Origin of the sequence: Thermaurantimonas sp., from assembly GCF_046299575.1 — a bacterium.
Lineage (GTDB): Bacteria > Bacteroidota > Bacteroidia > Flavobacteriales > Schleiferiaceae > Thermaurantimonas.
Genome location: NZ_JBKBHX010000006.1, coordinates 184,320 through 196,732 on the forward strand (window position 1 = coordinate 184,320; position 12,413 = coordinate 196,732).

Consider the following 12,413-nt stretch of genomic DNA (forward strand, 5'->3'; position numbering starts at 1 on the left):
TTACTTAAATCATTTGTTGTACCCTCCAATGAAAAATACCCTTTATTATTCAATGCCTTTTTAATAAGAAACAAATAATAATGTCCAAAACAACACCATTTATCAGCAAATCGTTTTTCTCTATCCTTCCTACTGCTCCCTGGTATAAATTCATTTGATTTTCCGTCTTAATCAAAGTTAAGTAAAGGTATGCTGTCAAATCCACCACCTATGCCAAGCATATTTCTGCCTTCCATAGTTGCAGCTTTTAATTTCATTAATGGAAAGACTATCCTGTCTGCCTTAATGTATTTTTCATTTACTTCGATAACGTCTTCAAGATGTTTCAAATTAATATCTTTTCTAATGTCTATACACCATTCGTATCGAAATGGAACTATTAAAATGTTTTCTATTGGATATGAAGAACTAGTTTCACCGGTAATAATACCATCTTCATTTTTAGCATATAAACTTTTTTCACCTAATTTTGAAAGTATTGGATTTTTATCTATTCCTTCAAACCCAATATGTTGAAGCCGTTTCTTTAAGTTTTCTTTGCTCAAAGAATTATACCCACAAATAACTTTTGTGATTCCGAAAAAATAAACATAGTTTTTTGGTCATATTATCACTGTTAAAATCAATTTTTTAAATATACTTTCAAAAGTAATTTCGTAAAAATATTTAGTTGCTTGGTTTTGTTTGTATGTGCTACGGCAAATTGAGATATTGAAATTAAGAGACCAATTATAATAAATAACATTTTATAAAATGTCGTGTCGTAATAAATAAATAATAGCCAAACCGATACTGATACAATTATAACTGATAGAATAAATATTCCCCAAATTGTTGTATGAATACCAAATCGTTTCATAATTCTTCTTGCAATCGGATTTCTCTCTTGTGAAATTGAGTTTATCTGAATGGAAGTGGTGTAGCAATCAAAATACTTTGATAGTATAACTAAAAAGGAAACTATGTAAATACAAATATTCATTGTTAGTGTCTTGCCTAATAATTTGTTAGTTCAGAATTTATTTTGTTTTGTTTCCATTTGTGTGTCTATTTAAACTGACTGCCAACGTTTGGCGGCTTGCCACAGGCGGGGCTTTTCAGCACTACCGCTCATTTGGAAAATCGCACTTCAATTATACGAAAAAACTGCCAACCAAAGCACTGCAACCCCGCTTGCGGCAAACCGCTGTTAGCAGCTGGGCTTCTTGTCTTTCGTCCGCCTTGTCGTTAGTTGTCTGCACGTTTGTAATGAAGTTGAGTTAGTCCGGTGTCAAATGTTTTTACGTTTACAAGTTTCAGTTTTTGTTCAGGTCTATTGTCTTTAAATAGTCTTGTTCCGTTACCAACTAATATTGGAATAACCGAAATTATTATTTCGTCCAACAAGTTATTTTTTAAAAGTTCGTTTACTATTTCTGCTCCACCGTCACAAAAAACATTTTTACCTTTTTCACCTTTTAATTTTCTTACTAATTTGGTCAAATCGCCTGAGTAAAAAGTTGTCTTGCCGATTGTCGGTCTTGATGTCCTTGTAATGATGTATGCGTTTTTGTCAGCGTGCGGAAACTCTCCGACTTCTTTCATTACCCAATCATACGTTTTTCTTCCGAGTATAACGGTGTCCACAGTTGAAACAAAGTCTGTATAACCGTAATCTTCTCCTTCTTTCTGAACTATTGAAAGAAAACTCAAGTCGTCATTTGGTTTGGCGATGTAGCCGTCCAAACTCATTGCGATGTAAAGAATTATTTGTCTATTCTTACTCATCTATAATTCAAAATTATTTTAGTCGTTAGTTGTAATGCTGTCGGATAATTGTTAGTCCTTTAACAAGTCCTTTTAGACCTGAATTACTGTCCCCCTTGACTGAACTGAAATAAAAGAACGAAAGTAGAAAGTTAATTTGTCGCTTCGTAAAAAGTTCCCATGGGGGACAGTCTTTCAGCGTCTTTTATGTTACTTCGTCAATGTAATCGAAGTAGTCTGATAGCTATGCTGCTAATTGTGCAATAATAGGCACAGACCTTATTATTTCTTATTTGTATGACAAGTATGTTTAGAGCATCAATTTTTTGATCTAAACTCTGTTGGAGTCATTCCGGTTTTTCTTTTAAAAATCCTTGCAAAATACTGAGGATATTCAAATCCTAAGGAATAAGCGATGTCAGAAATTGATTCGTTTGATATTAGCAACCTATTTTTTGCTTCTTCAATGATAAAAAAGTTGATATATTCTATGGCGCTCATTCCTGTTTCTTTTTTTAGTAAGTCGCTAAGATAGTTTGTCGATAGATGTACATTCTCAGCTAGATATTTTACACTTGGTGGACCATATTTTTCTATTAGCTCTGAATTAATGTATGTATGCAATAACGATTCCAATTTTGAGATAATATCCTTATTTCTGCTCTTTCGTGTAATGAATTGTCGCCCATAGAATCTTGCTATGTAATTTAAGAGCAACTCTATATTTGTCACAATTATATCTTGACTGAATGAGTCAATGTTTTCTTCAAGTTCATTATTAATCCTCTTTATACAATCATAGAGTATATTCTTTTCTTTTTCTGAAAGATGAAGCGCCTCAGAAATTTCATAATGAAAAAAAGTATATATTTTTATTTTGTCTGTTAAATGAGTTCCTCGAATAAGATCGGTATGGAAAAATAATCCCCACCCCGACATATTTTCTTCTCTTTCAATGACGCTCTCAACTGTTATAATTTGTCGAGGAGCAAGGCAAATTAGTGAACCTTCTTGGAAGTCAATTGTCTGCCGTCCATATCGTAAAGAATAGTTACAATAGTTTTTACAAATTACTGCATAAAAATCAAAACTAATACGCGCTCCCTCTTCAATATATACATCAATTTTACTGAAATCAACAATAGCAATAAGCGGATGCTTGATATTAATGGATGTATCTAATTTTTTAATTTCACCAATGCTATCAAGATTAATGATGGCTTTCATAGCTACTCTTTATACATAGAAGTAATAATTTTATCAAACATTTTGTCGCTTAACCATTTACGCATAAAAAGTGCAAGTTTAGCCATATACCCCGCTACATATCGTGTTTTTGGTTTTGCTGTCGTCGCGGCTTTTACAATTAACTCTGCTATTACTTTGGGCTCAGTAAGAGTTTTACCTTCAGCATATGATTTAATCATAAAATTATAGACTCTATTAACAAAATTAGCATACGCACCATTGCCTGATGTCTTTTTTAAATTTTCTGCTGCTATAGTCCCCCAAGGAGTTTTGATTCCTCCGGGTTCAATAATGACCACATCAATTCCGAATGGTTTTGTTTCAACTCTCAAACAATCAGATAAACCTTCTAGAGCATGTTTAGATGCATGATACCAGCCTCCAAAGGGGGAGTATACTTTTCCACCGATTGTTGAAACATTGATTATACGTCCAGATTTATGTTGTCTCATATTTGGCAGAACAAGTTGCGTAAGACGTGCCAGACCAAAAAGATTTACCTCAAATTGTCTGCGAGCTTCCTCAATTGGGACATCTTCGATTGCTCCATAAGAACCATACCCTGCATTGTTGATAAGAATATCAATACGCCCTTCTTTACTAATGATAGTTTCTACACAGCTTACAATAGACTCTTCGTTTGTTAAATCTAGGTATACTATGCTTACCCCTTTGGATTCTAAAGGTTTCATTTTATCGATACTACGAGCTGCCCCATAAACTTTGTATCCCATTTCAGCTAACAAGATAGCTGTTATTTCGCCAATGCCAGAAGAGGCACCGGTTATCAAAACTGTTTTCTTCATACTGATCCTCCATTAAATAAACAAGGTTTACATTTGCAAATGTGACACAACGATGGGCAAAGGTGATAATACAAATCATGGATTTTCGAATACTTTTTACAGACAATTATTTTAACATTTTCCAAAGTATTGCTGCTAACGTTTTGGCGCTTGGCGCAGTGGCGGATTTCGGAGTAAAAAACTGTCAATACAGCTCAAATGTTGATGCGGGATGGAATGTTTAATTAACCACGTCACCCGCCGGGTGGGGTAAAACGGAGGTTAGTGGCTGCTGTTCTGTTTTTTTAGTAGTTCTTGTTCAATGTCTTTTAATGATTTTTCATCTTTGTTTTTCCAAGTCTGTGGTCCGGTAATACTATAACCTACGATTACTGCTGCAGCAGGTGTTGCTGTGTCAAAAAGTGTATTTTTCTTAAATACATATTTGTTACCTTCCAAAACAAGAGTTTCATTTTTTATTAATTTCTCTCTAAGTTCTCTGTAACCTCTATGCAAACTTGGTTTAATGTCTTTTGCTGCTTCTGAGCCTTCTAAAACCACAATACCTTCGTCAGTCTGCAAAGCCGATGCTTTAAGTCCTGAAACAGATAGGAATAGTTCTAAATTACGTGTCATTGAAACAACTTGATTGTCTTGGGTTGTTGCAGTAAATGTATTGTGTTCGTCATTTTTTTTACTTGAAGTAGTGACATCTTCTAAAAGCTTATGTCCTAAAACACCAATTAGTAACTTGATGTAGATTAAAAATTCTTCCATTGCGTCTCGGTCAGCAGGAGGCAAAGAAGAAAGTTGTGATTGATTGTTGTTGTCAATTTTATATCTTCTTGTCGAAAAGGCTATTTGAATTAGCCGGCTTTCTAAATATTTAACATGTGATTTAGTCAGATTTTCGTCCTTGCTGACGAATAGAATTACTTCATTCCAAAACTCTTTGTTTGCTACGTGATTTAGAAGTCTGTCATAAACATTTTCTGCCTCTCCAATATAAGCTTTGGGTCGCCCGTATCTTCGTCTTGTCCGAATAGGAAATATACTCCTGGTCTTTTAGCTTCATTATATTCATTAAGTTCTGAGATACGAAGTCTAGGGCAAGAAATAGATTGGATAGTTTGATTTACTACTTCTCCAAACTTAATCCCGGTTACAGTCCCGTCTTTAAGGTAAATTCTAATGCTTTTTCCAAATGTTGTCATTCTTTTTATTTTGTCTGGTCTTGTTGTTTATACTTTCAGCTAACGATTTGCGGGTTGGCGTAGGGAGAGCTTTAAAATACTACCGATTATTTGGATTAACCTTGAACAAATATATTATATTAAAAACCCATCTACCAAAGAACTGTAACTTTACATTTAGCAAATGGCTGTAGGTGGATTGCAATTCTTTTCTTAATATGTTTTAAGTTGTCGTCATATTAGTTTTCCAAAAAATGCACCTAGTAGAGCTGATAATATTATTAAAATTATGCTGTAGAGCCAATTGTCTTTAGCAAGTTCGAAAAGTCCTTGTGGACTAATGCCATATATGTCCTTTAACTTAGACTTCGTTTTTAAACTTTCTTCTGCCGTTAATTTTAAGATGTTCTCAAGTACATCAACTTTCGCTAATGTCGATTGATGCAATTTAACATATTCCATATTTTCGAAAGCAGTAGCTTCTTCGTCACCATTTAGCCAATGTTTGGGACTGATTTTGTTCATTTGCATTATTGAATTAAGTCTTGGGTGTGATGAATAATTCTCTCCATATTTGTCAATAAGTAATCTTGCTAGGTCAAATTTGTTCTCGACTTTAATATCAAATGTTTTTACTCCAAAAATTTTTGCTCTTTGTTCCAATGCTTCAAATCCATAGTTGATGTTTCTCATATTCCAATGTATCCATTTATAATGTTTATGTTCTTCTACAAACTCGTAAAATTCGTTAAGCATTTCTTTTTCCAGTTGGTCATAGTTTTGATTGATTTCGTGAATTGGAATTTGATTAAGTTCCGCTACTTTATGGATTGAAAATGATTTTGTCTGTGCAGAATTTAAATATCTGACTGCTATTGAAGTTACTCTTGGTGTCTTACCATCTTTAGTATTATAGAAATTTTCACAGGAATAGTGAATTATTAAACAATAGGAATCATTGTCATAGAGGCTATTAATTGTCTGCTTTGCTTTTCTATGAGTTCTAATTCTTCTTAATGTCTTTCACATTTATTTTGTTATTTGTCTTTTTCTAGTACTCTGTACTTAGTTTTTATGCGCAAAACTATTTTGTTTATATCAATTTTTTAATGGATATGCTTTTAAAATTAGATTTTTATATCTGTGTGCTAATTTAAAACTGAATTATAAATAATCAAGAAAATGAAAGCTTGTAGATGCAAGATAATAAAAATTTTGCTCTGTATTTTACGGACGCAGAAGCCTAATTACAGCGAGTGGTCCTTTATCGCCCGTTAGCTTTCATTGTATCCAATTTGTCTGCTTGCAATATTTCTTTCCACCCATTTTCTCTGTCAATTATGATTTGGTCATCGGTTGTTGGTTTGTAAATGTCGAGGATTGAGTATTTGAAATATTGTTTTATATGGTCAAAGGATAGTTTTGTAAGTCCAACGTTTCCACCGTGTCCGGTTGCAATATATGCTCTCCAACGTCCTAAAATCCTATTTTCTCCATAAGCCGGGCCAACATGCATTTTGCCATTTGACTTGTCGGTAATCAGGTAAACGCCTTTTTGATTTTATAATGCAGTTTTCCAGTTGTCTTTCTATATAACTTGTTTTATCTGGTCTCATGAGATATGTATTTTATCATAACCTTGAAAAACGTCGTTGTCAAAAGTGTCGGGTAAAATTTGATAAACGTAACATTCGTCAATTACAGATTCCGCATTACGAATCATGGTCTGTGCTTTATTTTTATATTTTATGATTAATCGCACAACGTACTTTTGATATTCATGCAGGTCTTGATAATCGTAACCTACCCCATTGAGTATAAGTTTTTTTTACTAGTCCCAGGTGAAAAAGTAACCACAAATCTTCTCTGGGTTTAATTGTAACGAATACAACCGTTGCTTGTCCTTCTTTTTCAACTGTTTTTGATGCAAGCTGGTACATTTAAATATACATCACAAATCCGTTAAAGACCTATGACAGCATATTAGCAAATGGGGTTTATTCTCCAATCATATTAGCAGTTTATACTGTGTCGATAGAGTGGAAATAAAGTCCATTTTCCGGCGGCTTTATGTATTTTTAGTGTTGAAGTGTGTGGAAAATTACAAGGTGCAAAGATGAAAAGCAAAATGAAGATAATATTATATTTTCTCGTAAAGTGCCACATAATGATTTTCGGAAATGTACTTTACTTTAAAGCCTGCTGATAATTGTTCTTTTAAATCACTCCATTTCGGATCATTTATTTTATTCAGGTTTCCATACAATAAGACGTAATCTATTTGTTTGGTTGATGTGGAATTTATGTTGTTTATCCACTGTATCTCAGAAATTGAATTTTTGTCCTTCAGGAGAATATTCGGAATTTTTTCGGAATTCCATTTGATTGGAAACCAGTTCACACTTGCTTCGTAATTTTCCAAGATTACCATCGGCTTGTCAACTCCTAAATAGTTAGAAAAATGAGTTTCCAACCAATGATCAGAAAGATTAACCGGCAAGACAATGCTATTTTCGGAAATGTATTCATCAGCCATGTTTATGGCAATTGCATTTGCATCAAGCTTTTTAATTGTGTCATTTAAATGTTTAAAAAGTAGACCAAAATGTAAAATTAGGATGCTAAAAATGAGTATGCCATTAAACTTTGTAGCAACTGACCTGGAAACTACCCAAACAAGTCCCAGCATATATAAAATCAGACAATATCTGTCAGACATCATCCCGGCACTTGAACCATTTGGAGTAACGAAATAGAGGAAGATAGAGAGTAATAAAGGTATTGCTATTACATTAGCTTTTTCAATGTTGTTGTAATTCGATTTTTCCTCATTGTTTAGCAGAAAACTGGTGCCTAAAAGCAGCAATAAAACGTGAAGAAATTGTTCCGTTATAATTTCTTCGTCGGCATAATCAAATACTATGAATGGTCTTGCATCATTTATCCATTTAATCAATTCTTTTACAGAATATGCCTCCTCTGAAGGATAAAACTGTACGTTTACATAAAATATTAAAAAGAATATTAATCCAGGCAGTGAAATAAGTAACAATATTAATAAATTCCTGCTGCAAAACCGCAATGCGCTGAGCATATCATGGTCGTCCAAATATTTTTTTACAGAAAAATACAGAACATATAGTCCCATGGTTAACCCCAAAAATCCAAATATTAAAAGATTGGAAAAATAGGTCATTGTAATCAGTAAGAAGAGAATGAAATATTTATATTTATTTTTTGAGTTAAAACTATGAATCCAATATCCCAGGGTTGAAAAAAATAATATAAACGAAAGACTAAAATTGTAAAAACCAAGATGAAATAAGAATGAGTAGATAAACGGAAAGATTAGAATGCTTAAAGAAATATTTTTTGGATTTAGCACTTTTATCAAATATCTGAATGATAAAGCCATACCAGATACGTAAATAATTAAAAGAATCTTCTCTGCCATCCAGGAAGGTAGAAAACTTTGAAAGATTAACAGAATAATGTGACTTATCCAATTTGGTATGGGTAAGTTATTTATGGAATAAAACTCACTTAAAAAATCATTACCTCTTAGTAAGTGTAAAAGAATATTGGCATTATAAAGGTGAGCAGGACCATCCATTGATGGATAAAACTTTGTAGAAAAAAGGAGAAGTACATTTATCAGTAAAGTAACGTAAAAAAGATATTTACTTTCAAAGAAAGTTGAAAAATATTGGATAATCATACACGTAATTTTAAACAAAACAAATTTAAAAAGAAGAACAGGTTATTGCACCTGCCTATACATTCATTCCAAAACTTAATCTGTCAGAATCATCTTCTTTGAGTCAACTATTTGACCATTGACGATTAAAACGTAATGATACATACCAGCCTTTAATTCAGCCCCATGGAGTATTACAGAACCTTCTCCTTTATTTTCAATGGGAATTTTTTTAAGTTGTGCACCATTTACATCATAGATAAAGATGTGTGCAGATTTTACAGTATCCGGTAAAAAATAGTTTATTTCAGTTGATTGATTGAAAGGATTGGGTTTGTTTTGAAATACTAATGGACTGTTTACAATTTGTGGTAAACCCTTCGCAATATTTGCTGACTGAGTTTTGTTCGACGCAATTTGTTCCTTGAGTTCTTGAATTTCATTTTTTAGATTACTAATATAAAGTTGTTGTTCTTTAATTGCTTCAATTACTAAAGCTATTAAATCGGTATATGCAATGGCCTTTGAACCATCTGGCATGGTTTTAACAATTCCCGGAAGCACTTGTTCTACCTCTTGGGCAATCAAACCTAAGCGATAATAAGAAGTATTTGATGATGTAGATTTCAATGAATTTTCCTCATCAATAAAGGTAAATTGGATGCCGTTTAACTTAAATACAGTAGATAATGGGGAACTAATCTTTTTAACATTTTGCTTTATTTTTAAGTCAGAGCCAAAATAACCTCCTTTCTCTACCCAAAGCCATCCCTCAGCGCAAACATAAAACCTATCTTTGTTTAAATAAGTCAAATGATAAGCACAAGTTTGTGGATAATGTACAGTAGTTCTTAGTGCTCTTCCCCAATTTGGAGCATAGGAATTAATAGATACACTTCCTTCACTAGTCACTTTTAGTTGTGAAAATCCTGCATTTAATGTAAAAAAAGTTAGTAATAAGGTAATAGCTGCGTTTTTCATGACTATTATTTTTTAATTTATACAATATTTAAAAACAAGGAGTTGGTACAATTGCAAATTCACTTCCTAATGGTACGGTAAATTCTCCGTTGATTTGAACAAAATCGGTAGCTCTTAATGTAACTTTATTATAGAAAGGTATCGTTGAATTGCTAATTGTAATGGACTTTTTAACTGCATAATTAAAGGTAGAAAAGTTAATATTGGACTGGTTAACAACTGTGTTACAATCCATTTGTAAATTATATATTCTAACATAATCTATTTCGTATGTATATGGGAATAAAGAGTTTGGAACAAAATTCTTATTGAAATTTGTTGCAGGTACATTAATATCAACCCATATATTCATAGGAATTAGATTTTCAGCATATGGCGTGTTTGTCGAGTGAATTAATTTGTCATCGATGTAGAAGTTAATATACGATGGAGTCCATTCGCAACCAAAAGTATGATAAGAACTGAAATCCACTGTAAAATCATAAGGGTCAGGATAACTTCTCAATTCCCATTTATATAACATAGAAGTATCTTTGTAATGAACATTACAAGTATGTAAATTGGTCTCCGCATCAAATTCATAAATATCAATCTCACTCCATTCCACAGAAGGATAGGTCGACTTCCAATCTAAACTCGGCCACATCCAAAAATTTGGGCCAAAACCTTTCCCTGTGAAGTAAGAATTTTTAAGTTCAGGAATCCTGCATCTTATCTCAAAATAACCATATTTAAAAGTACTTTTTGAAAAAATCGCACCAGATGTGTAGTTTTTATTATGAGTTGTTCCATCCCAATCAATGCATGTACACGTTTGTTTTCGAACTATTAGTTTTAAAACTCCATTTTCGACTTTTCTATTACTAGAATCAGTAGTCAGGCATGATTCACCATGGCAGGTACTCCAAGGAGGATGATAGTCCCATTTTGCTTGGTCAATTGTTATTCCACTAAAATCATCTGAAACAGAATTATCAAGTATCCAGCTCTTATCATTGCCCGGATTCTGAGTATATCCGGAAAGCGAAATGAAAGTTAGAAAACACAACGAAATTGTTGCTCTCATTTTGACAAAATGTATTGGTAAATGGATTGATGGGTCATACTTAAAAGCTTTACTTAATCTGATAAGCGTTTGGTGTAATTTCTTCATATTGAAATGTAGTATGCTTCTTCCCATGTTTGCTGACGTTTGGCCGTTTGGCACAGTACAGGATTCCGGAGTACTACACTGTTAACCAAACACAAACTTTGATAGAAGCACTGCACTTGATTTAACCACGTCAGCCCCCATTGTGGCAAACGGCTGTTATGCGGTCGGCTTTCTGTTTCTTTCAGTCGTTTCATTGTCATTTACAGCAATTTGTCCCGGCTTGTATTGGTGGACATTTTATAGTCCCGTAACTACAATAAACACAGCAGTCACCCTGTTTTGGCTTTAATACTTTCTTGCATTTTTCACACTCGTAAAAATATTAGCAAGCGTCTATCGGCATAGTTTCTTCTTTCTTATGTCCGCATTCAGGGCAAGTGATTGTCGATTGTAATATTATGTTCATTTTATCTCTTTCTTGTCGGTTACGGAATAGCCCGTCTTTTCAATGGCTTTTTCTATTTCGTCAATGTTGGTTTGTGTCTGGTCAAATTCAATGATTGCGTTTCCGTTTTCGTATGAAACAGTCGTCTTAACAATTCCTGTCAGTTTGTTTACTTCGTGGTTGACGTGTACTTCACAACCTGAACAAGTCATTCCGTTTATTGTAAATTCTGCTGTCTGAATGTTTGATTTGTCTGTAACAATGGTTTGGTTAGTTGTCTTTGGAAAGAAAACACTGGCATACATTGGAAACGCAAGCATAAGTCCTGCAAAAATTGTCACTATGCCTAAAAATTTCTTTGTCTGTATGAATGGTGTTTTTTCAGTTGTGTCGCAGCAGTCAATTTGTTTTTGAGGTTTCAGTTTTTGATACCAAGCAAACGCAAGAACCAAAACTGTCAAGCCAATTAAATATGGTCTGAATGGGTCAAGCCAAGAGAAAGTAGAAGCAAGTCCACTTGTTCCAGCCAACAGAGCCAAAACAGGTGTAATGCAGCATAGTGATGCCGAAATTGCTGTCAAAAGTCCAAGTCCTGCAAGTTTATTATCTGATTTCATTTTCTTACTGTCAATGTCGTTGGTTGTTGTCTTTTAAGCTGCCGCATAACGGTTGGCAGCTTTGCGTTCGGGCGGGATTTTTAGCACTAATTTTTATACGAAGAATCAAACTTAAATATATGCAAAAATGCGTCAAACGAAGTACGAAACCCCGCCTGACGCAAAACTGCTGTTATAGCCTGTGCTTCCTTTCGTTTTTGGGACTAGAAACCTATTCCAAAACCGAGTCTAAGACCAATTAATGCTAAGTCAAAAGGCTTTCCTGTTTCATTAAATTCTGCCAAATCAATGTTTGCAAATGGTCCAATGCTGAATTTTACATTGTCAAAAACTTTCGAATAATGCGGATAAAACATGAGTGAAAGTCTGGATTCTGCTTTGGGAAATTTGCTTGTGCCATTTACAAATGAACTTTGACTGTTCAATCTCCAATAGGAAAAGGTCATTTCTAAGTCTAAAAAGTCAAGTGGGTTTTGACGAGATTTTAATGAACCAACAAACCCTCCACTTAGAACACTGTACCGTTCTGCCACATTAAAATTTTCATTAACACCATAATTGTCTATCCATCCTGAATACCCCATTCGGAAGTCACCTATTCCTAAAAT

At 33.6% G+C, this 12,413-nt stretch carries 13 protein-coding genes and 1 pseudogene; all 14 read right to left on the minus strand.

Annotated elements, in window-relative coordinates; translation table 11 throughout:
- Nucleotides 1-167: 167 nt before the first annotated feature.
- The gene (locus ACK4EX_RS09330; protein WP_409772101.1) at nucleotides 168-545 is read right to left on the minus strand and encodes a hypothetical protein; all 378 of its coding nucleotides are present in this window, start codon (nucleotides 543-545) and stop codon (nucleotides 168-170) included.
- 682 nt (nucleotides 546-1,227) lie between these two features.
- A complete protein-coding gene (locus tag ACK4EX_RS09335) occupies nucleotides 1,228-1,767 on the minus strand; it encodes a dihydrofolate reductase family protein (RefSeq protein ID WP_409772104.1) in 540 nt (179 codons plus the stop codon).
- Between the two features lie 297 nt (nucleotides 1,768-2,064).
- Entirely contained in the window at nucleotides 2,065-2,973 is a 909-nt protein-coding gene (locus tag ACK4EX_RS09340) for a helix-turn-helix domain-containing protein (protein WP_409772107.1), read from the minus strand.
- Nucleotides 2,974-2,975: 2 nt separating this feature from the next.
- Complete coding sequence (locus ACK4EX_RS09345; protein WP_409772109.1) at nucleotides 2,976-3,800, minus strand: oxidoreductase; 825 nt, start codon at nucleotides 3,798-3,800, stop codon at nucleotides 2,976-2,978.
- Nucleotides 3,801-4,061: 261 nt separating this feature from the next.
- The gene (locus ACK4EX_RS09350) at nucleotides 4,062-4,580 is read right to left on the minus strand and encodes a DUF4357 domain-containing protein (RefSeq protein WP_245966078.1); all 519 of its coding nucleotides are present in this window, start codon (nucleotides 4,578-4,580) and stop codon (nucleotides 4,062-4,064) included.
- A gap of 167 nt (nucleotides 4,581-4,747) precedes the next feature.
- Nucleotides 4,748-4,993 (minus strand): hypothetical protein, encoded by a 246-nt coding sequence (locus ACK4EX_RS09355; RefSeq protein WP_245966077.1) that lies wholly within the window; start codon nucleotides 4,991-4,993, stop codon nucleotides 4,748-4,750.
- Nucleotides 4,994-5,206: 213 nt separating this feature from the next.
- Nucleotides 5,207-5,728, minus strand: coding sequence for a hypothetical protein (locus ACK4EX_RS09360; RefSeq protein ID WP_409772111.1), 522 nt, complete (start codon nucleotides 5,726-5,728; stop codon nucleotides 5,207-5,209).
- 508 nt (nucleotides 5,729-6,236) lie between these two features.
- Nucleotides 6,237-6,488: a hypothetical protein gene (locus ACK4EX_RS09365; protein WP_409772113.1), complete on the minus strand. Its 252-nt coding sequence runs from the start codon at nucleotides 6,486-6,488 to the stop codon at nucleotides 6,237-6,239.
- A gap of 624 nt (nucleotides 6,489-7,112) precedes the next feature.
- Nucleotides 7,113-8,585: a hypothetical protein gene (locus tag ACK4EX_RS09370; protein ID WP_409772115.1), complete on the minus strand. Its 1,473-nt coding sequence runs from the start codon at nucleotides 8,583-8,585 to the stop codon at nucleotides 7,113-7,115.
- Between the two features lie 180 nt (nucleotides 8,586-8,765).
- Nucleotides 8,766-9,650 (minus strand): tail fiber domain-containing protein, encoded by an 885-nt coding sequence (locus ACK4EX_RS09375; RefSeq protein ID WP_409772117.1) that lies wholly within the window; start codon nucleotides 9,648-9,650, stop codon nucleotides 8,766-8,768.
- Nucleotides 9,651-9,678: 28 nt separating this feature from the next.
- Nucleotides 9,679-10,803: a family 16 glycosylhydrolase gene (locus tag ACK4EX_RS09380; RefSeq protein ID WP_409772119.1), complete on the minus strand. Its 1,125-nt coding sequence runs from the start codon at nucleotides 10,801-10,803 to the stop codon at nucleotides 9,679-9,681.
- A gap of 196 nt (nucleotides 10,804-10,999) precedes the next feature.
- Nucleotides 11,000-11,209 (minus strand): annotated as a pseudogene (locus tag ACK4EX_RS09385) (GDCCVxC domain-containing (seleno)protein).
- On the minus strand, nucleotides 11,206-11,805 hold the full coding sequence (gene merTP / locus ACK4EX_RS09390) for a mercuric transport protein MerTP (protein WP_409772121.1): 600 nt from the start codon (nucleotides 11,803-11,805) through the stop codon (nucleotides 11,206-11,208). The pseudogene ACK4EX_RS09385 and the gene merTP overlap by 4 nt, the downstream one beginning before the upstream one ends.
- A gap of 203 nt (nucleotides 11,806-12,008) precedes the next feature.
- A partial coding sequence (locus ACK4EX_RS09395; RefSeq protein WP_409772123.1) for a hypothetical protein occupies nucleotides 12,009-12,413 on the minus strand: 405 nt, incomplete at its 5' end.

What these genes read in the sequence shown, in the direction of transcription:
- ACK4EX_RS09335 (WP_409772104.1), bottom strand. Translation starts at nt 1,767, where the DNA reads ATGAGTAAGAATAGACAAATAATTCTTTACATCGCAATGAGTTTGGAC.
- ACK4EX_RS09340 (WP_409772107.1), bottom strand. Translation starts at nt 2,973, where the DNA reads ATGAAAGCCATCATTAATCTTGATAGCATTGGTGAAATTAAAAAATTA.
- ACK4EX_RS09345 (WP_409772109.1), bottom strand. Translation starts at nt 3,800, where the DNA reads ATGAAGAAAACAGTTTTGATAACCGGTGCCTCTTCTGGCATTGGCGAA.
- ACK4EX_RS09355 (WP_245966077.1), bottom strand. Translation starts at nt 4,993, where the DNA reads ATGACAACATTTGGAAAAAGCATTAGAATTTACCTTAAAGACGGGACT.
- ACK4EX_RS09360 (WP_409772111.1), bottom strand. Translation starts at nt 5,728, where the DNA reads ATGCTTAACGAATTTTACGAGTTTGTAGAAGAACATAAACATTATAAA.
- ACK4EX_RS09365 (WP_409772113.1), bottom strand. Translation starts at nt 6,488, where the DNA reads ATGCATGTTGGCCCGGCTTATGGAGAAAATAGGATTTTAGGACGTTGG.
- ACK4EX_RS09370 (WP_409772115.1), bottom strand. Translation starts at nt 8,585, where the DNA reads ATGGATGGTCCTGCTCACCTTTATAATGCCAATATTCTTTTACACTTA.
- ACK4EX_RS09375 (WP_409772117.1), bottom strand. Translation starts at nt 9,650, where the DNA reads ATGAAAAACGCAGCTATTACCTTATTACTAACTTTTTTTACATTAAAT.
- ACK4EX_RS09380 (WP_409772119.1), bottom strand. Translation starts at nt 10,803, where the DNA reads ATGAAGAAATTACACCAAACGCTTATCAGATTAAGTAAAGCTTTTAAG.
- merTP (WP_409772121.1), bottom strand. Translation starts at nt 11,805, where the DNA reads ATGAAATCAGATAATAAACTTGCAGGACTTGGACTTTTGACAGCAATT.